This window comes from Actinophytocola sp. (assembly GCF_036378875.1).
GTDB lineage: Bacteria > Actinomycetota > Actinomycetes > Mycobacteriales > Pseudonocardiaceae > Actinophytocola.
In genome coordinates, this window is record NZ_DASUVO010000132.1 from 17,522 (window position 1) to 36,850 (window position 19,329).

Annotated in this window: 18 protein-coding genes; 9 read left to right on the forward strand and 9 right to left on the reverse strand. The window is 69.4% G+C overall.

Going from position 1 to position 19,329, the window contains the following annotated elements:
• Window positions 1-2 precede the first annotated feature (2 nt).
• A complete protein-coding gene (gene treZ, locus VF106_RS38715) occupies window positions 3-1,727 on the forward strand; it encodes a malto-oligosyltrehalose trehalohydrolase (protein WP_330844963.1) in 1,725 nt (574 codons plus the stop codon).
• Here the strand turns inward: treZ and VF106_RS38720 are convergent.
• Entirely contained in the window at window positions 1,714-2,679 is a 966-nt protein-coding gene (locus VF106_RS38720; protein WP_330844964.1) for an SDR family NAD(P)-dependent oxidoreductase, read from the reverse strand. The genes treZ and VF106_RS38720 overlap by 14 nt on opposite strands.
• Before the next feature lie 34 nt (window positions 2,680-2,713).
• Complete coding sequence (locus tag VF106_RS38725; protein WP_330844965.1) at window positions 2,714-4,087, reverse strand: MFS transporter; 1,374 nt, start codon at window positions 4,085-4,087, stop codon at window positions 2,714-2,716.
• Window positions 4,088-4,893: 806 nt separating this feature from the next.
• On the opposite strand from VF106_RS38725, the gene VF106_RS38730 reads away from it, so the two are divergent.
• The 3 genes from VF106_RS38730 to VF106_RS38740 all read left to right on the forward strand — a co-directional run bounded on the left by VF106_RS38730 (window position 4,894) and on the right by VF106_RS38740 (window position 6,687).
• Window positions 4,894-5,061, forward strand: coding sequence for a hypothetical protein (locus tag VF106_RS38730; RefSeq protein WP_330844966.1), 168 nt, complete (start codon window positions 4,894-4,896; stop codon window positions 5,059-5,061).
• Between the two features lie 304 nt (window positions 5,062-5,365).
• Complete coding sequence (locus VF106_RS38735) at window positions 5,366-5,737, forward strand: DUF6401 family natural product biosynthesis protein (protein WP_330844967.1); 372 nt, start codon at window positions 5,366-5,368, stop codon at window positions 5,735-5,737.
• Between the two features lie 74 nt (window positions 5,738-5,811).
• On the forward strand, window positions 5,812-6,687 hold the full coding sequence (locus VF106_RS38740; protein WP_330844968.1) for a ParB/RepB/Spo0J family partition protein: 876 nt from the start codon (window positions 5,812-5,814) through the stop codon (window positions 6,685-6,687).
• Here the strand turns inward: VF106_RS38740 and VF106_RS38745 are convergent.
• Entirely contained in the window at window positions 6,684-7,190 is a 507-nt protein-coding gene (locus VF106_RS38745; RefSeq protein WP_330844969.1) for a TetR/AcrR family transcriptional regulator, read from the reverse strand. The genes VF106_RS38740 and VF106_RS38745 overlap by 4 nt on opposite strands.
• 79 nt (window positions 7,191-7,269) lie before the next feature.
• Here VF106_RS38745 and VF106_RS38750 point away from each other — a divergent pair, with 79 nt between their 5' ends.
• Window positions 7,270-8,154: a TIGR03564 family F420-dependent LLM class oxidoreductase gene (locus tag VF106_RS38750; protein ID WP_330844970.1), complete on the forward strand. Its 885-nt coding sequence runs from the start codon at window positions 7,270-7,272 to the stop codon at window positions 8,152-8,154.
• Here VF106_RS38750 and VF106_RS38755 read toward each other — a convergent pair.
• Window positions 8,126-10,168, reverse strand: coding sequence for an MMPL family transporter (locus VF106_RS38755; protein ID WP_330844971.1), 2,043 nt, complete (start codon window positions 10,166-10,168; stop codon window positions 8,126-8,128). The two genes, VF106_RS38750 and VF106_RS38755, sit on opposite strands and share 29 nt — an antisense overlap.
• Window positions 10,169-10,247: 79 nt before the next feature.
• Here VF106_RS38755 and VF106_RS38760 point away from each other — a divergent pair, with 79 nt between their 5' ends.
• The 4 genes from VF106_RS38760 (at window position 10,248) to VF106_RS38775 (ending at window position 13,203) form a co-directional block, all read left to right on the forward strand.
• Complete coding sequence (locus VF106_RS38760; RefSeq protein WP_330844972.1) at window positions 10,248-10,697, forward strand: MarR family winged helix-turn-helix transcriptional regulator; 450 nt, start codon at window positions 10,248-10,250, stop codon at window positions 10,695-10,697.
• A 12-nt stretch (window positions 10,698-10,709) separates the two neighbouring features.
• Entirely contained in the window at window positions 10,710-11,129 is a 420-nt protein-coding gene (locus tag VF106_RS38765; RefSeq protein ID WP_330844973.1) for an organic hydroperoxide resistance protein, read from the forward strand.
• Window positions 11,130-11,134: 5 nt separating this feature from the next.
• Window positions 11,135-12,130, forward strand: a complete 996-nt coding sequence (locus VF106_RS38770; protein WP_330844996.1) for an NADP-dependent oxidoreductase — start codon at window positions 11,135-11,137, stop codon at window positions 12,128-12,130.
• 260 nt (window positions 12,131-12,390) lie between these two features.
• Window positions 12,391-13,203, forward strand: coding sequence for a nitroreductase/quinone reductase family protein (locus VF106_RS38775; RefSeq protein ID WP_330844974.1), 813 nt, complete (start codon window positions 12,391-12,393; stop codon window positions 13,201-13,203).
• Here the strand turns inward: VF106_RS38775 and VF106_RS38780 are convergent.
• The 5 genes from VF106_RS38780 to VF106_RS38800 all read right to left on the reverse strand — a co-directional run bounded on the left by VF106_RS38780 (window position 13,200) and on the right by VF106_RS38800 (window position 19,231).
• Window positions 13,200-14,378, reverse strand: coding sequence for a glycosyltransferase 87 family protein (locus tag VF106_RS38780; RefSeq protein WP_330844975.1), 1,179 nt, complete (start codon window positions 14,376-14,378; stop codon window positions 13,200-13,202). The genes VF106_RS38775 and VF106_RS38780 overlap by 4 nt on opposite strands.
• On the reverse strand, window positions 14,375-16,903 hold the full coding sequence (locus VF106_RS38785) for an FtsX-like permease family protein (protein ID WP_330844976.1): 2,529 nt from the start codon (window positions 16,901-16,903) through the stop codon (window positions 14,375-14,377). The genes VF106_RS38780 and VF106_RS38785 overlap by 4 nt, the downstream gene beginning before the upstream one ends.
• A 115-nt stretch (window positions 16,904-17,018) precedes the next feature.
• Window positions 17,019-17,729, reverse strand: coding sequence for an ABC transporter ATP-binding protein (locus tag VF106_RS38790; protein ID WP_330844977.1), 711 nt, complete (start codon window positions 17,727-17,729; stop codon window positions 17,019-17,021).
• A 39-nt stretch (window positions 17,730-17,768) separates the two neighbouring features.
• Window positions 17,769-18,344 carry a PadR family transcriptional regulator gene (locus VF106_RS38795; RefSeq protein ID WP_330844978.1) on the reverse strand — a complete coding sequence of 192 codons (576 nt, stop codon included), beginning with the start codon at window positions 18,342-18,344 and terminating at the stop codon, window positions 17,769-17,771.
• 236 nt (window positions 18,345-18,580) lie between these two features.
• Window positions 18,581-19,231: a DUF433 domain-containing protein gene (locus tag VF106_RS38800; protein WP_330844979.1), complete on the reverse strand. Its 651-nt coding sequence runs from the start codon at window positions 19,229-19,231 to the stop codon at window positions 18,581-18,583.
• Between the last annotated feature and the right edge of the window lie 98 nt (window positions 19,232-19,329).

Here is a 19,329-nt window from a genome sequence, read left to right on the forward strand (position 1 = left end):
GCATGAGCACAGAGCTGTTCTCCGTGTGGGCGCCGGACCACGAGCGCGTTCGGCTCGCCATCGGTCCGGCGACCCACGACATGACCCGCGACGAACGCGGTTGGTGGCACGCCGAGGTACCCGGCACCGGCGACGGCACCGACTACGCGTTCCTCGTCGACGACGACGAGACCCCGCTTCCCGACCCGCGTTCGCGCTGGCAGCCCGCCGGCGTGCACGGCCCGTCGCGGCGCTACTCGCACGACAGGTTCGACTGGACCGACGACAACTGGCCGGGTCGGCAGCTCGCCGGCGGCGTGATCTACGAGCTGCACATCGGCACGTTCACCGAGCAGGGCACGTTCAACGCCGCGCTCGACCACCTCGACCACCTCGTCGAGCTGGGTGTCGACTTCGTGGAAGTGTTGCCCGTCAACGCGTTCGACGGCCACGCCGGCTGGGGTTACGACGGCGTGGCGTGGGGTGCGGTGCACGAGCCCTACGGCGGGCCGGACGCGTTCAAGCGCTTCGTGGACGCGTGCCACGCTCGTGGCCTCGCCGTACTGCTCGACGTCGTGTACAACCACCTCGGGCCGTCCGGCGCGTACCTCGACCGTTTCGGCCCGTACTTCGCCGGCCGCACGATCTGGGGGCCGGCGCTGAACCTCGACGGCCCGCTGTCCGACGAGGTCCGCCGCTACGTGATCGACAACGCGCTCGGCTGGCTCCGTGACTACCACCTCGACGGGCTCCGGCTCGACGCGGTGCACGCACTGGTGGACAAGCGCGCGACCCACGTGCTGGAGGAGCTGGCGGCCGAGGTGGACGCCCTGTCCGCCGGGCTGCGCCGCCCGCTGTCACTGATCGCCGAGTCCGATCTCAACGACGCCAAGCTGGTCACCTCCCGGGACGCGGGCGGCTACGGGCTGACGGCCCAGTGGTGCGACGACATCCACCACGCACTGCACGTCGCTCTCACCGGCGAGACCGGCGGGTACTACGCAGACTTCGGCGCCGCGGGCGCGCTCACCACGACGCTGCGGCACGCGTTCTTCCACGCCGGCACCTGGTCGTCGTTCCGCAAGCGCACGCACGGCCGGCCCGTCGACACCCGACGCACGCCCGGCCACCGGTTCCTCGCCTACCTCCAGAACCACGACCAGATCGGCAACCGCGCGCAGGGCGACCGGCTCACCGCGACGATCTCCCCGGAACGCCAGCTGTGCGGGGCCGCGATCGTGCTGTGCTCGCCGTACACGCCGATGCTGTTCATGGGCGAGGAGTGGGCGGCCAGCTCGCCGTGGCAGTTCTTCGCGTCGTTCGAGGATCCTGACCTCGCGGCGTCGGTCCGCGACGGCCGGCGCAGGGAGTTCGCCGAGTACGGCTGGGGACCCGCCGAGGTCCCGGACCCGATGGACGTCGCCACGGTGGTCCGGTCGACGCTGCCGTGGGCGGAGCTCGCCGACCCGGCTCACCGCGCGGTCCTCGACGGCTACCGCGAGCTGATCTCGTTGCGGCGCAAGCATCCTGAGCTCGCCGACCCGCGGCTCGACCAGTTCCGCGTCGACGAGGGCGACGGGTGGCTGGTGTTGCACCGGGGATCGCTGCGGGTGGTGGTGAACCTCGGCGCGGCGAAGGCGGAGGTCACTGTGGACGGTCCGGTGCGGGAAGTCCTGTTCGGACGACCGGACGTCCGGGACGAGGTCGTGACCCTCGCCCCGGACGCGGCCACCATCATCCGCGTGTGAACGCGTTCACCCCGGTCAGCTCCGCGGACAGGGTCCAGAGCCGCGCCGCCTCGTCGGGATCGACCGCGTACGGGTAGACGCCCTTGGCCGCCATGTCGTCGCTCGCACGGATCTCGGCGACGTCACAGTCCTCGAGGTACACGCCGCCGAGGTCCGCGAGCTGAGGAGACGTCGCGGCCCACAACTGGGTCGCCGCACCCTGCTCCGGTGTCTTGAGCCAGTCGAGGTTCGGGTTGCCCGCCTCGTCGAAGATGCCGCGCTCAACCAGTTCCTCGTGCGCCATGTGGCGTTGCAGCGGGGTGAGGATGCCGCCGGGGTGCACCGAGAACGCGCGGACACCCGCATCCAGCGCCAGCAGGTCGAGATGGGCCGCGAACAGGGCGTTCGCGGTCTTGGACTGGCCGTAGGCTGCCCACTTCTCGTAACCGCCGTCGAACATCACGTCGTCCCACCGGATTGCCGAGTACCGGTGTGCGGCGGAGGAGACGGCGACCACCCGGGCACCTGGCCGCAACGCCGGCCACAGGCGGTTGACGAGGGCGTAGTGCCCGAGGTGGTTGGTCGCGAACTGCGCCTCCCACCCCCGGCCGACCCGCGTCTCGGGGCACGCCATGACGCCGGCGCTGTTGATGACGAGGTCGATGGACCGACCGGAGGCGAGGAACCCGTCGGCGAACGCACGAACCGACGACAGGTCACCGAGATCGAGCGGGACGACCTCCACAGAGGACAGTCCGGCGAGTGCTTCTGCCGCCTTGTCAGCCCTACGGGCCGGGACGACGACGAAGGCGCCCGCCTTGGTGAGCGCCTTCGTCGTCTCGATCCCGATGCCCGAGTAGCCGCCCGTCACGATCGCCAGCGTGCCGGTCAGGTCGATGCCGTCCATGACCTCGGCCGCGGTGCTCCGGAAACCGAAGCCGGAGCCGATCTTGTGCTGGTCTGTCACTGCCATGCCGCCGACGGTACGACTTTGAGCGCACTCCAGGTCAAACGGAGATTTTCTCCTTGGCCGGCTCGGGTTCCGGATGCGTGTCGACACCGGGGATGCCGCGCCCGCGAATCGAGCAGGCGCGGGTCTCCGGCACGAACCACAGTGCGATGGCGCCGACCACGCAGGCGCCCATGAGGTAGTAGGCCGGCATGAGCTTGTCGCCGCTGGCATTGATGAGTGCCTGGTTGACGGCGGGCGCGGTGCCACCGAACAGCGAGGTGGACACGTTGTAGGCGATGGCGAACCCGGCATACCGCACGTGTGTGGGGAACATCGCCGGGAACATGGCGGAGATCGTGGAGAGCTGCGGCACGTACAGCAGCCCGAGCACCGCGAACGCGATGATCGCCGGGCCGAAACCGGTGCTCATCAGGCTGAACAGCGGGATCGACAGCACGAACAGCCCGGCCATGCTGATCCACCACATGGTCTTGCGCCCGATCCGGTCGGACAGCGCGCCGGAGAACGGGATCACGATCATCATCGCGAGCTGCCCGATAATGATCAGCATGAGCGACGCCCGCGAGCTGAGCCCGATCTCCGACTCGAGGTAGGTCGGCATGTAGGCGAGCAGCGTGTAGTTGGCGATGTTCAGCGTGACGACGAGCCCCATGAGCAGGACGAGGGGCTTCCAGTAGCTGAGGAGGTCACGCAGGTGCGTCCCGGTCTTCTCGTCGATCTTCCCCTCGGCGGCGCACTCGCGGAACACCGGGGTTTCGTCCAGTTTGGACCGCAGGTAGAGCCCGACGAGCCCGAGCGGCGCGGCGATCAGGAACGGCAGACGCCAACCCCAGTCGGCCATGGCGTCCGCGCCAACCACCAGTTCGGTGACCAACACGAGCGTCGCACCGAGCGTGAAGCCGGCGAGCGTGCCGAACTCGAGGAAGCTGCCGAACTTCCCACGTTTGCGGTCCGGGGCGTACTCCGCCATGAACGTGGCGGCGCCGCCGTACTCACCGCCTGTGGAGAACCCTTGGATCATGCGGAGCACGATGAGCCCGATGGGCGCGAGGATGCCGATGGTGCCGTAGCCGGGCAACAACCCGACGCAGAACGTGGCGGCCGCCATCAGCAGGATCGTGGTGGCCAACACCTTCTGCCGCCCGACCCGGTCACCGAGCGGGCCCCACACCATCCCGCCGACCGGCCGGATCAGGAACGACACGGCGAAAACAAGCAAACTGCCTAAAGTGGACGCTGTCTTGTCCTCGCTGGGGAAGAACGCCTCGCCGATGTAGACAGCGGTGTACGCATATACCCCGTAGTCGAACCATTCGGTCATGTTTCCGATAGCGGACGCGGCGATGGCTCGCCGCAACGTTCGCGGATCCGCCTCGGCCGTGTGCCCACCCACTCGAGCCGATGTCATGATTTCCCTCCGACCTGGTCAAACGCCTGCCTCCCAAGGGCAACAGACGCAGCGAACCGGCCCGGGGTACCCACTGGTCAGAAGATCAAACACCGGAGCGTTGCCCCATGTGGACCATCACTGTCCTAAATGGACATTGCGCACACGGTGTCTCGAGGGCGCTCTTGAGGACGCCGAACGTCCCCGAGGGTGCCCTTCAGGACATCCGGGCACCGGGCCCGAGCCACGGCGGATCACAGCTCTTCGCGCCTGGCCCGCGAGCGGTCGGCGAAACTTTCGCCAGCTGCCATGCAGCCACCGAGACGACGCGACATCCGCGATCATCGGTGAACACAGAGCGTGAAATGTCCGCTTTGGGGCTCGCAAGCGGGTGGCGAGGACACCCTCGGGCCGCCGTTTGCACTCGCAATAATTTGCCCATGGCAAATGCCGACCGGACCACCGACAGCGTTCAGGTCAGTGGACCGGCCCTTCTGCGACCAGATCGAGTCGACTTCGCGCCAGGCGCGCGCAGCCTGCTCGGTTGCACTTCTTGGCGGCGAGGCGGCGGCCAGACGGCCGACCTGGCAGTTGCCACTCGGACGAGCCTGGGGCTTCGCTGGAGGATTCCTCGCAAACAAGTCCGACTTTTGCCGGACACAATTGCCAGTTTTGACAATTGCCCGGTGCACGTGCACGGAGAGTGGCGAACACGGAATGTCATACTATTGACCTGGGGCACGCCGTCCGGGTGACAATACTCGCGACAGTGTTCCGAATGTCGCATCATGAGACACACATTCCGCCGATTCCTACAGGAGAACGCGATGTCCGAACCCGCTCACCGTGCGATCTCGGGCTACGTGAACGACGACTGCATCTGGACCTACTCGGTGTACGACGCGAGCCGTCGGGAGTGGCGCGATGTCAGCGTGAACCGGCACGAAGCCGAGCAGTACGCCGCCCGCCTGCCGGAACCGCGTCGAGGCGAGTAGCACATAACCTCATATGCATGAAAAACCTGTTTCCCGTCAATGTAATGCTGATCTCATCCCAACATTCGGGAAACCGGTGACGCTCGTCAGCAATACGAATTCTCTCCGTTAAGTCACACCGCCGGAATGCGACACCGGCGAGGGAGACCCGTCGTGCCGCCGGCACCACGCCGGCGGCGACCGGTGCGATCATCATGCGGTCACCCAGGCGCTGTGGTTTGGACCACTTCGGCACTCGCTCCCCCTACCCACCGTGATAGACACTCCGGTGGTTTTCGACTGTTGAGTGGGTGATCTTTTGCGGGTGCGACGTTTCGAGCGCTCGGCGCGACGTGCACTGGACCGGCTGAACACGCAGCTGGGCACCGCTGGCCTGCTGGCCGCGGCTTCCGCGCCGGCCCTGGCCGCTGTGGTGGACCAACACGAGGCGGCGGTGCGCGACATTCTCACGCTGGGTGTCGAGTCCAGTGCGGCCGCTGCCGGGCTCGTGCTGCTCGCCGGGTACGCGCAGGGCGTGCAGGACCACGTCCGCGCCCGCGGCTGGCAGCTGGCCATCCCGGCCGACAGGGCCGGCTGGCTGGAGGCGAGCTGGTACCACGTCCGGTTGCTCGCCGTCTGCTCACTGGCCCGAAACCTGCTGCACAGCCAGGAACCGCCGGCCCGACTGGCGGGATAAGCAATCGGGAACGAGATTTTCCGACCCCTTTCGTGTTTCCATCACTGGTGCAAGCACTGAGCGAAGGGGCCGATATGCCGTTCGACGTCGACGGACCCATCGTCACGGTTCCCGTGTCCGCCCTGCGGCCGGGCCGGTCGCCGCGGCAGGCCGGCGAGAACGCCGAGCACGTCAGGGCGCTGTCCGACACCCCGGACACACTGCCGCCGATCATCGTGCACCGCGCCGACCTGCGGGTCGTCGACGGCATGCACCGCCTGCGGGCGGCCCAGCTACGTGGCGATACGCGGATCGCGGTGCGCTTCTTCGACGGCGACGACAACGACGCGTTCGTCGTCGCCGTACGCACCAACGTGACACACGGGCTGCCGCTGTCACTGGCTGACCGCAAGGCCGCCGCCGAGCGGATCGTCGTGTCGCACGCGCACTGGTCGGACCGCATGATCGCCACCGTCGCCGGGCTGTCCGCGGCCACGGTCGCGCGGATCCGCAAGGCACACCCGGAGCTCGCGACGGACACCCGCGTCGGCAACGACGGCCGGGTGCGCCCGGTCAACAGCATGGCGCGGCGCCGCGCCGCCCGGGAGATCCTGCTGGCCGAGCCGACGCTGTCGCTGCGTGAGGTCGCGAGGCGGGCGGGCATCTCACCGGAGACGGCACGTTCCGTGCGCAGACGGCTCCCGGACGAGCCGGCCCAACCGCGTCGGGACCCGGCGACACTCGTGCGTCAGCTGCGTACGGACCCGACGCTGCGGTTCTCCGAGACGGGCCGCTTGCTGGTGCGGCTGCTCGAGGCGCGGGCCGTCCCTCCGGAGCAGTGGTCCGCCATCGCGGAGAACCTGCCTCCGCACTGGCGTGACGCGGTGGCCGCCGCGGCGCTGGAGTGCGCGAACACGTGGCAGATGTTCGCCGATCGCGTGCTCGACGGGCCCCACGAACAGGCCGGTTAACGCCCGAGGCCCGTGACCGCGAGCGTGAGCAGGCGGTCGGCCAACTCCTCGTCGCCGGCCGCCGCCAGCGCCACACCGTTCGCCAGTTTCAGCAGGTCACCGGCCGTGACGTCGGCGCGGACCGCTGCGTTGGCCACCAGCGCCGCCGCGGTCGCGAGGATCATCGTGTGACACTCCTCGCCCGTGCCCTTCAGCAGGGACGTGGCCAGCCCACGGTTACGCACAGCGTGCCGGACCAGTTCACGCAGCCACCTCACCAGCGCGTCGCCGGGGTCGGCGGCCTCCACAAGCTCGGCGCCCAGGTCACACAGAGCCTGCACCCGCTCGGCGAACACCGCGTCGAGCAGGACCAGCCGGGTCGGGAAGTGGCGGTGCAGAGTGGCCGAGCCAACGCCCGCCCTCCGGGCGATCTCCTCCAGCGACGCCTCCGCGCCCTGTTCGGCGACCACCTCGCTCGCCACCGACACCAGCCGGTCGCGGTTGCGTCTGGCATCGGCTCGCATCGGACTCCTTGCTAAGTGGGGTGGTCCTCCGTATCGTAGCCGCCAGCAAACGGAGGACCACCCCACTTACAGGAGACATATGGACATCGGGGTCGCGATCGGGGACGTGCGTGGGCCGGCCAGCCTGACGGACCTGCTCGACCAGGCGCGTCAGGCTCACGACGCGGGGATCGGCACGGTCTGGGCCGCCCAGGCCATGGGCTGGGACGCGCTCGTCGCCCTGACCGCCGTCGGCGCTCGCGTTCCGGGGCCGCGCCTCGGCACGAGTGTGGTGCCGGTCCCGCAACGGCATCCACTCGTCCTGGCGAGCCAGGCGCTTTCCGTGCAGGCCGCCACCGGGAACCGGCTCACACTGGGCATCGGCGCCGGCATCTCGACGTTCACGCGGCAGTTGTTCGGTCTGACCTTCGACCGGCCAGCCCGGCGGCTCCGGGAGTACCTCGACGTGCTCAACGCCTTGCTACGCGGGGAAAGCGTCGACCACCGCGGCGAGACGCTCACGGCGGCGGGGACGGTCGGGGTGCCCGATGCGGAACCACCGGACGTGCTGCTCGCCGCACTCGGCCCGGCCATGCTGAAGGTGGCCGGCGAGTTGACCAGCGGCACGATCACGTGGATGACCGGGGCCCGCACACTGGCCGAGCACATCGTGCCGACGATCACCGGGGTGAACCAGAAGGCCAGAGTGGTGGCCGGACTGCTCACCTGCGTGACGGACGACGAAACCGCTGTGCGGCAACGGATTTCCGAGCAGTTCGCCATCGCCGGGCAGGTCCCCGAGTACCGGGCGATGCTGGACCGGGAGGGCGTCGCGGCGCCCGGCGACGTCGTCGTGGCCGGCGACGAGGCCGAAGTGGTCAAACAACTCGACCGGCTCCGCGACGCGGGCGTCACCGATTTCCTCGCGGTGCCTTATGGTTCGCCGGCCGAGCAGGTCAGGACTCTGACCGTGCTCGCCGGCTGAGCCTGGCCGGCCACCACACGCGACGGTCGATGTGGATGGTCACCGCGGGCACGAGCAGCGAGCGCACCACCACAGTGTCCAGGAGCACGCCGAACGCCACGATGAACGCGATCTGCGCCAGGAACAGCACCGGGATCACTGACAGGGCGGCGAACGTGGCCGCCAGCACGACGCCGGCCGACGTGATCACCCCGCCGGTCACCGCGAGGCCCCGCAGCGTGCCCGTGCGGGTGTCGGAGATCAGCGTCTCCTCGCGCACGCGGGTCATCAGGAAGATGTTGTAGTCGATCCCCAGCGCCACCAGGAAGATGAAGCCGAACAGCGGCATCGCCGGGTCCGCGCCCGGGAAGTCGAACACGTGGTTGAACACCAGCGCGGACACGCCCATGGTGGCCGCGAACGACAGCACGACCGTCGCGATCAGCAGCAGCGGGGCCACGAGTGCCCGCAGTAGCAGTGCGAGCACCGCGAAGATCACCACGAGCACGATCGGGATGATCAGGTTCCGGTCGTGGCGGGACGCGGTCTGCACGTCCAACTGGATGGCGGTCTGACCACCGACCTTCGCCTCGGCGTCCGGCACGTCGTGCACGGCGGCACGCATCCGCTCCACTGTGGACATAGCGGCGGTCGAGTCGGCCGGGTCGTCGAGGGTCGCCTGCAGCAGCACGAACCCGTTCCGCTCAGCCGTCGCCAGGACCTCCGCCACGCCCGGCACGTCGGCAGCCCTGGCCACCTGCTCGGTCGCCGCCGCCCTGGCGACGATCACCGTCGGCGCGCCGGAGCCGCCGGCAAAGTGCGCCGACAGCACGTCCTGACCACGGACGGCCTCCACTTCGGACAGGAACAGATCGGTCTGGGCAGTGCCGTTCGCCTTGAGCTGTGGCACGAACGCGACGCCGGCGAGGAGCACGAGCGTGGTGAGGATCCAGATGACGCGCGGCCACCGACCGACCAGGCGCGCCACCCAGCCCCACAGCCCACGGTGTTCCGATCTCCCGGAACCGTGTCGCCCCGGCACGAACGGCCAGAACGCCCCCCTGCCGAGCAGTGCGAGGGCGGCCGGCAGGAAGGTCATGGACACTGCGAAGGCGGCGGCGATGCCGATGGCGCCCACCGGGCCGAGGCCCTGGTTGGACCGGAGGTCGCTGAACAGCAGACACAGCAGTCCGAGCACGACCGTGCCGGCGGAGGCGGCGACCGGCTCGATCGTCGCCCGCCACGCCCGGCGGACGGCGACGAAGCGGTCGTCGGTCTCCCGCAACTCCTCGCGGAACCGGGACACGAGCAGCAGCGCGTAGTCGGTGGCCGCGCCGAAGACGAGGATGGACAGGATGCCCTGGCTCTGCCCGTTCAGCGCCAGGACGTCCCTCTTGGCCAGCTGGTAGACCACGAACGCGGCGGCGCCGAGCGCGAGAACCGCCGAGAACAGCACGACCACCGGCAGCAGCGGGCTGCGGTACACGACGAGCAGGATCAGCGCGACGACCGCGCCAGCGACCACGAGCAGCAGCCCGTCGATGCCGCCGAACGCGGAGATCAGGTCCGCGATCACCCCGGCCGGGCCGGTGACCAGCACGGTCAGTCCATCGGGGACGTTCTTCGACAGCGCCTCCCGCACCTCGACGACGACCTCGCCGGGGTTGCCGTCGCCGAGGATCGGCACGACGAACTGCGCGGCCTTGCCGTCCTCGGCCGACTCGGGTGGGGTCGGCGCGCCAGCGACGCCGTCGATGCGGGTGAGGGCCTCGCCGGCATCGGCGAGGAAGTCGATGTCGTCCTCCGTCACGCCAGACGGCCGCTCCGCGACCACGACCGCGGGGAGGATCTCCCGGCCCCCGAACTGCCGCTGCAGGCGCTCCACCTCGGTCGCCTCCGCCCCGTCCGGCAGGAAGGCGGCGTTGTCGTTCTCCGCGACGTCCGCGAGGCGGCCGGTGTAGGGGCCGCCCACCGCGCCGAGGCCGAGCCACACGACCACGAGCAAAGCGGGCACCAACCACCGAATCGGACGCATGCCGGGAAGGGTACTGGGGAGATCGTGACCCTACGCACAATTAAGTTGTGCACAATTGAGTTGTGCGTAATCTAGAGACGTGACCGACGGACTCGAGCTCGACAGGCAGGTGTGCTTCGCGCTCTACTCGGCGACCCGCGCGGTGACCCAGCTGTACCGGCCGGTGCTCGACGCACTCGGTCTGACCTACCCGCAGTACCTCGTGATGCTCGCGCTCTGGGAGCGCGGCGCGTCGCTGGTCAAGGAGCTCGGCCAGGCACTGGAGCTGGACTCCGGCACCCTGTCGCCGCTGCTGAAGCGGTTGGAAGCGCAGGGATACGTGCGGCGCGAGCGGTGCGCGGAAGACGAGCGCGCGGTGCGGATCCACCTGACCGACGCCGGCGCGGCACTGCGTGCCCGCGCGAGCAGCGTGCCCCGCAAGATCGCGGGCGCGACCGGGATGGAGTTCGTCGAGCTCGAAGCGTTGCGGCAGAACCTCGTGCGGCTGACCGAAGCGGTCTCCGCACACCGACTCACACCAGATGACTGAAGGGATCTCAGCGTGAACGCGCTCTACACGGCGAAAGCCACCTCAACCGGGGCGGCCCGGGACGGTCGCGTCGCCTCCACCGACGGCGTTCTGGACCTCGACCTGTCCATTCCGAAGGAGCTCGGTGGCGCGGGCGGTGCCGGCACCAACCCGGAGCAGCTGTTCGCCGCCGGCTATGCGGCCTGCTTCCACAGCGCGCTGCAGGTCGTGGCGCGGCAGGAGAAGGTGAAGCTGACCGGTTCGTCGGTGACCGCGGAGGTCGGGATCGGCAAGAAGGGCGAGGGTTTCGGGCTCACGGTCGGCCTCGTGGTGTCGCTGCCGGAGATCGAGTCCTCGGTCGGCGAGAAGCTCGTCGACGCGGCGCACCAGCTGTGCCCGTACTCCAACGCCACCAGGGGAAACATCGACGTCGACCTGAAGCTGGTCGCCTGATGCCGATTGCTGCCAAGGAGTTCCGGCTCGCGTCCCGCCCGTCCGGCTGGCCGACCGAGGAGACGTTCGACTTCGCCGAGGTCACCCTGCCGTCGCCGGAAGCCGGCCAGGTGCTGGTGCGCAACGCGTTCATGTCCGTCGACCCGTACATGCGGGGCCGGATGAACGACGTGAAGTCCTACGTCCCGCCGTACGAGGTCGGTAAGGCACTCGACGGTGGCGCGGTCGGCGAGGTCGTCGAGTCCGCGGTGGACGGTGTGGTGCCCGGCGACCTGGTCCTGCACGGCCTCGGCTGGCGTTCGCACGCGCTGGTCTCGCAGTTCAACAAGCTGGACCCGATCGACGGCGTGTCGCCGTCGCACTTCCTCGGCGCGCTGGGCATGCCGGCGCTGACCGCGTACGTCGGCCTGCTCGACGTCGCCGAGTTCTCCCCCGGTGAGACGGTGTTCGTGTCCGGCGCCGCTGGCGCGGTCGGCAGCCTGGTCGGACAGATCGCGAAGCTGAAGGGCGCCAAGCGTGTCATCGGCAGTGCCGGCTCCGCCGACAAGGTCGCGCACCTCACGCGGAAGCTGGGCTTCGACGCCGCGTTCAACTACCGCGACGGCGACGTGACCAAGCAGCTCGCCGAGGCCGCGCCCGACGGTGTCGACGTGTACTTCGACAACGTGGGTGGCGACCACCTGGAGGCCGCGCTCTGGTCGATGAACCGGAACGGGCGCGTCGCGATCTGTGGCTCGATCTCCAGCTACAACGAGGAGAGCCTGCCGCCCGGACCGCGCAACCTGCACCAGATCCTGGTCAACCGCCTGACGGTGCGCGGGTTCATCGTCCTCGACCACAACGACCGGTTCCCGGCCATGATCGCCGAGGTCGGTCCGTGGCTGGCCGGCGGCAAGCTGGTCGCCGAGGAGACCGTGGTCGACGGACTGGAGAACGCGCCGTCCGCGTTCCTCGGCATGCTGCGCGGGGAGAACACCGGCAAGATGGTCGTACGTCTTTAAGTTCTTGTGCTCGTGGTCGCTCGGGGTTCGCCCCGGGCGACCTTTTTTGTTTGCGCCGAGCAGATCTTCCGGGTTAGAGTCACGGACGTGACTGCCGGGTCGGCCTTGAGCCACGCACGAGTGAGGTTCCCGGCCACGGCGTGACCGCCGGGCTGGGCCGTGGCCCACCGTTTCCTTTTCTCTCAAGTCTTCCTTGAGCCGCGCGCGTTTTCCGCCGTGGCCACTTTCCCCTGCCACAAAACATTCTGGGAGTACCAGCTTTGACACTTGACTTCAACCAGCAGGTCATCACGGAGTTCCGGGCCAACCGTGGCCGCGTCGGCGGCATGTTCGAAGGCGCCCGGCTGGTCCTGCTCACCACCACCGGCGCCCGCAGCGGCGCGCCCCACACCGTTCCACTGGGATACCTGCCCGACGGCGGCGAGCGGATCGTCGTCATCGCGTCGGCGGGCGGCTCGCCGAGACATCCCGCCTGGTACCACAACCTCGTGGCCAGCCAGAAGGTGACCGTCGAGACTGGACTGATGACGTACGAGGCCGAGGCCACCGTCCTCATTGGACTAGAACGCGACGAGGTCTTCGCCAGGGCCGTCGAGGCCGATTCCGGTTGGGCGGACTACGAGACCAAGTCGGGACGCACGTTGCCGGTGGTCGCGCTCGAACTGAAGGACGGCGGTCCGCCCGAGGCGTCCTCGTTCGGGGAAGGGCTCAAGCTCATCCACGACGCGTTCCGGCGCGAGCTGGCGATCATCCGCAAGGAGTTCGCCGCCGGCTCAGGAATCGGCGCCCAGCTGCGGATCAACTGCCTGACCGCGTGCGCGGGCCTGCACGTCCACCACGAGAAGGAGAGCGGCGGCCTGTTCCCCGCGCTGGGCGAGCGTTTTCCTGAGCTGGAGCCAACTCTCGACCGGCTGCGGGCCGAGCACGTGACCATCGCGGCACTGGTCGACGACCTGCGGCGGGTGGTGCGGAACGGCACCGGCGGCCTGCCGGAGGTCGACCGGCTCATCGACGAACTGGAGGCACACCTCACCTACGAAGAGGAACAGCTCATCCCGGTGCTCGACATCTAGCCGGCCATGGGACGTTCAGCGTCCTGAAGGGCACCCGTGGGACGATCGGCGTCATCAAGCGCGTCTTCGGGACGGTCAGCGTCCTCAAGGGCATCTTCAGGACGTTCGGTCCGGGCAACGCAGCTCCACACCAGGAACGCACCTGCGGCCAGCAGATAACTGTTGCCCACCACGTGCTGCCACCATGTCCATGCCAGTTCGCGGTCGTCGCTGTTCGGCATGAAGAACTGCCCGACACCGAAAACCGCGGCCATCGCCAGTGGCCAGGCCCGTTTCCCGGTCCGCACCATCCACACGGCGAGGGCCGGCACGACCCACACCCAGTGGTGTGACCACGACACCGGGGACACCAGCAACCCGGCGGCGGCGACCACCAGCAACGCGACGACAGGATCGGTGCGTCGGGCGCCGCGCCACGCCAGAGCCAGCACGGCGACGCCGAGGACCAGCCAGGTGATCTGTACCGACGACGGCGACAGGTCGAGGCGGGTCAGCGCGCCGCGCAGTGACTGGTTGGTGGCGAACGCGGCACCGCCGATCCGGTCAGTGGCGAAAACCGTGGTGTGCCAGTACATGACGCTGTCGGCCGGCGCCAGCAGCATGCCGGTGCCGGTCACCGCGGCGAACGTGGCGCCTGCGGTGACCGCGGGCGTGTACTGGCGCCGCACGAGGAAGAACAGTACGAAGAACGCCGGGGTCAGCTTGACCGCGGCCGCGATGCCGATCAGCATGCCGCGCGGGTACCGGGTTCGCGGCAGCAGGCAGTCGGCCGCGACCAGTCCCATGAGGACCAGGTTGACCTGGCCGAACATCAGCGTGGAGCGCACGGGGTCGATGGCCAACGCGCAGGCGACCGCGAGCACGCCGGCGAGCCACGTCCGCGTCGCGAGCACAGTGGTCGCCGACAGCGCCACCAGGCCGGCCACCGAGAGAACCGCGATCGCCGCCACCTTCGGCACCATGGCCAGCACACTGAACAGCACCGCGGCCATCGGCGGATAGGTGAAGGGAAGTAACGACGGGAACTCCCTGGTGTACAAGGGAATGCCGTGCATCCAGGCGGCACCGCCGGACCGGTAGACCACCACGTCCCCGAACAGCTTCGGATTGATCAGCTCGATCACGACCAGGACCGACGTGACACCGAGGACTGCGAGAAACAGCCATCGCCTCACGACTGCCGCCGGACGGTCATCGGTAACCGGGACCGGGTGCTGAGCACCGCCGCGGCCGCCGACAGGAGCGGCACACCAACCGCCGTCAGCACCAGGTGCTGCCATGGGACGGCAAGCACCAGCAGGCCAAGCACCGGGACCGCGGCGTAGCCGACGAGTCCACCCAGGACAAGCCCGCCGAGCGTGCCGAGCACTGTGATCACGAGTGCCTGCGCGCCTGCGAGCGTGCGGCGCCGGAGTGGCTGGGCGCCGAGAGCCGCCAGGGTCGCGAGGTCTGAGCGGCCCTCGGCCGCGGACAGGCTCACCGTCACACCGGCGCAGAATAGTGCGATCACCGCGGCGACCCCCGCGAGGATCAGGTACAGGACCGTGAACTGGTCAGACAGGGGCACGTCGAAGTACGTGTCGAGGCCGGCGTCCACAGCGGCCGCGTACAGGGCGTCGGTGTCCGCACCGGCGGGATAGCGCACGGCCACCGCGTTGGCGTAGGTGCCCCAGCCTCGCTCTGCCAGCGCTTCCTCGGAGATGAACATGCCGGGCAGGTTCGGTGAGTACTGGTCGGAACGACCCTCTCGGGTGGCGAGATAGGCGGGCAGCTCGACATTGGACTCGAACCGCACGGTGCCCGAGGGAGTAAGCAGGCAGTCGTCGTAGACCACGACCTGGCCGGCGGCGAGGGCAGTCCGCACATCCGCGTCCGGCGGCCGGCCGGTGGACAGTTCTATCAGCTCCGGGTCGCCGACGCCGAGCTGTGCACCGAAGCAGTTCCCCGACCCCAGCGCGGAAAGTCCCGTGGACCGGGCGCCTTCCGGGCGCTCCGTGGCCATCGTGACCTCGTGTGCGACCGCTCCGGGGACGGCCTCGGTCATGAACCTCGCGCCGTTCTCGAGTTCCGGTGACGGGTCCTCGCTCTCCACGCTGGTCGCGCCGAGGTGGGCCAGCACCACACGCTCCGGCAGGCTCTTCGTGCTCGCGTTCGCCTGGGCGCTGAGCACGAACGCGGCCGCCACCGAACCGGCCACGGTGACCACGACCGCGACGACCGCCGCGACCGTGCGGCGCCGGTGCCGCACGGCGTCCCGGACGGCGAGCCGCCCGGACAGCGGCAGCCGACCGCCGAACCGGCCCACCGCGGTCAGCACCGCCGGGGCGACGAGGGTCAGACCGGCCAGGACGAGCACGGCGCCGACCACGATGGCGTCAGTGATCAGCGACAGATCCACCGGGAACGCGTACTCGTCGCTTCGCGCCACCCGCTGCTCGTACGCGGTCACCCAGCCGCGGCCCACCAGACCCGCGCCAACGACACAGAAGACGCCCACCGCCAGCAGGATCACGCCGAGCATCGACCGGCGAGCACGCGGCGGGGTGGTGCGGAACCGGCCGGTCAGCGCGTCGACAGGAGACATGCGTGCCACGCCGGGAGCCGGCACGACCGCGGCCATGACGCTCGCGAGAACTCCCACTGTGGCGACGACAGCGAGGTCAAGCCAGCCGAACCGCAGGTGCGTCATCACCTGCCCGGTGACCTGTTCCCACAACGGCGTGCCCAGCACGGTGGCGGCGGCACCGAGCAGGAGACCGGTCGCGGCGCCGAGCACACCGAGGACGAGCCCCTGCGCCAACATGATTCGCCACACGTGCGTCGCGGTCCCGCCGTTGGCGGCGACGAGCCCCAGTTCGCGGACCTGCCGTCGCGCGCCGACCGCGAACGCGGCACCCGCCACGAGCACGATCCCGACCAGCCCGAGCCCGGCGAACAGTGCGACCGGACCACTTGACGCGTCGACCAGGTAGCCGCCCACCGGCGTAGTGTCCACAAAGGACTCACGGGTGGTGACCCGATTGTCCGGATCTGGCCACGCACGGGCGAACGCCGCGGCGTCCACATCGTCCGGCAGGTCGACCAGATAGCCGAGCGGATGCGACGACCCGCCGAGCATCGCGTTCTGCAGCAGGGAACCGGGGCGCGCGACGACGGCTTCCCGGTCCAGGTGGTACGGGTTCTCCGCGAGACCCGTGACCGCGACCTCCGACCCGTCGACCGCCGTCAGCGTCGCCCCGGACCGCAGTCGATCACCGTCGAGCAGGCCGAGCCGCTCGGCGAGGGGTTTGGTCACGAGTGCCTCGCCGGGCCCCTTGGGCCAGCGGCCCGAGGACAGCAGCGCCAGGTGCGCGGTGAGCGGATCGTCGACGACGACCAGGTCCAGGTGCGTACGCACCAGGCGGTCCCCCACCGCGAGGCGCAGCCCGCCGCCGAGGTAACGCTCGCCGAAGCGAACGGACCGCGAACCCGCCGGCAGCAACCGTTCGACGTCGGACGCCCTCCGCGCGGTGACATCCACCCTGACGTCGGCGGTGCCCATCGCACGGTCCACGTCGACGTCCCGGTCGGTCATGGTCCTGACGAGCCCGTCGACGATCGTCACCCCGGCCACCGGCACCGCGATCAGCGCGATAACCAGGACAGAGCGCGCGAGATTCCGTCGCACCGACCGCCTGGCAATACGTAAGGCAACCTTCACGACACCACCTCGCCCGCTCCGTGGCACCGGAACGCTCCGCAGGCTCCGCTACTCCGGCGCCCTTCGCGGGCTCGGCGGCGTCGTGAATATCGATGGTTCGCTCCGCAAGCTCCGCTCACGAGGCGTCTTCCAGCAGGCTCTCCGCGCCGGTGTCGTCGACCACCTTGCCGTCGCGGAGAAACACGATCCGGTCCGCCCACGCGGCGTGCCGGGCCTCGTGGGTGACGAGCACCCCGGCCGCGCCGGCGTCGCAGCGGGCGCGGATGAGCTTGAGGACGGCCTCGCCGGCGTGTGAGTCCAGCGCGCCGGTCGGCTCGTCGGCCAGGAGCAGGCGCCGCTCCCCCACCAGCGCCCGCGCGATCGCCACCCGCTGCCGCTGCCCGCCGGACAACTCGTCGGGGAACCGGTCGGCAAGATCGTCGACACCGACCGCACGCAACGCCGAGAGCGCGTCGGACCTGGCCTGCCGCCCCCGCACGCCGTCGAGTTCCCGTGGCAGAGCGACGTTCTCCGCGGCGGTCAGCGCGGGAATGAGGTTGAAGTCCTGGAACACGTAGCCGATGTGCTGGCGCCGCAACGCCGCCCGCCCGGCCCGGCTCTGCGCACCGAGATCCACCCCGGCCACGACGACCGAGCCCGCGGTCGGCTCGTCCAACCCACCGGCCAGCTGCAACAGCGTCGACTTGCCCGAGCCGGACGGGCCCATGACACCGAGCAGCTCCCCCGGCCGCACCCGCAGACTCACCCCGGCGAGCGCGGCCACGGCGACCGGACCGGTGCCGTGGACGCGCGTGACGTCACGCAGTTCGAGCAGGTTCGCGCTCATGCCGCCCCCTCGGCTGCTTCATGCCCCCCAGTGCTCCGCTCATCGTCGCACCGACCTTGGCTCGTCCGCCGACGGTTGGGCGAATCGTGGTGTGGTGCGCGGCATGCGGGCCAGGCGGGTCTCGGAGTGGTCAAGCCACCGGGCCTCCGACTCCGTCCGGAAGATCATGAGGTCCAACACTAGAAGCCAGGCCTCGTCGGCCTTCTCGTCGGCCTCCACCTTCAACCGGGTCAGCTCGCGCAGTTTCCGCAGCGTGGCCGCGCGCTGCGTCTGCAGGACGGCCGGCACGTCGACCCCGGGCGTGCGCAGGGCGAGCGCGATCTTGATCGCCAACTCGTCGCGGGGATGCTCGGCCGGCGCGACCGGGGTGGCGAACCAGGTGGCCAACTCGGCACGCCCGGCGTCGGTCAGCCGGTAGACAACCTTGCCCGGCTCCTGCGCGAGATCGGCCTCCTCGACCAACCCGTCCCTGCTGAGCCGCGCGAGGGTCGTGTACACCTGCCCGATGTTGAGCGGCCAGGTCAGCCCCGTGGACCGCTCGAACTCCACCCGCAACTGATAACCGTGCATCGGCTCCCGTTCGAGAAGCGCGAGCAGCCCGTACCTGACCGACATAGATACCGAGTATGCATACCCGGTATGCCCCTGGCAAGGCGGCTGATCACGGCCAGGTAGGTCGAATGCCTGTCTCCCCGACCGCGTACGCGCGAGGCCCACCACGCTCCACGGCTCGATGGATCAACGCCTGAGACACGTGAAAGCGCGCGATCATCTCGGCGCGATGCACCCGCCAGCCGAGTTCGACAAGTCCTTCCGCCACCCGACGCCCAAGCCCGCGGTCGAGAAAAAACTCAGGCTGCTCGGGTGACACGGCAGATTGCCTCGACCTGTTCCCTGGTCAGCCCGTACTCGTAAGCAACGTCTTCCAACGACTCGCCGGCCAGCCAGAGATCCACGATCGCGTCAACCGGGACCTTCGTCGACGCGACGACGGGTGCGCCCCACCCGAAGCGGGGGTCGATGATCACGGGGGCGACATCGGGGTACTGACGTAGTCGCAAACTGCTCGCGAACCTGTCGGTCGAGTCCCAGTCGATGTAGTGCAGGTAATCGTCGATCACTTCGCGAAACGGCCGTTGTCCGTCGGCGGCACGCGCAAGGTCATCGTGGGCGTAGTGGACGAAGATGTCGACACCGTCCGTGGCGATCTTCTGTGTCGCGAGGGCGTATGGCGTGTCGAAGGCGCGACGAACCTCCGCGGCCGCGTCGCGGATCTTCTGTTTGGTCAGGCCGAGCTCGCGAAGAGCCCGCAGGACGTAGGCCTCCACGACCGCCACGAACGGCACCGAGGGCCAACCACGCCGCTCCGGCGCGACCCGGTGGACCAGCGGCGCACCGTTGGCTTCCTCCCTGAGCCAGTAGTACACCGTGGACTCGCGAATCCGGAGGTGGCGCGCGACGTCCTTCGGCGTCAGCAGCGGGTCGGTGAACTTGTCAACCACGTCCTCTCCAACCGTCGTTCGCATGATCTCACATGAGGTGCTTACCCAGCGTATCCCCGCAGTCGGGGCGTTCCGGGGCAGTGTGATGTCGCCCGTCC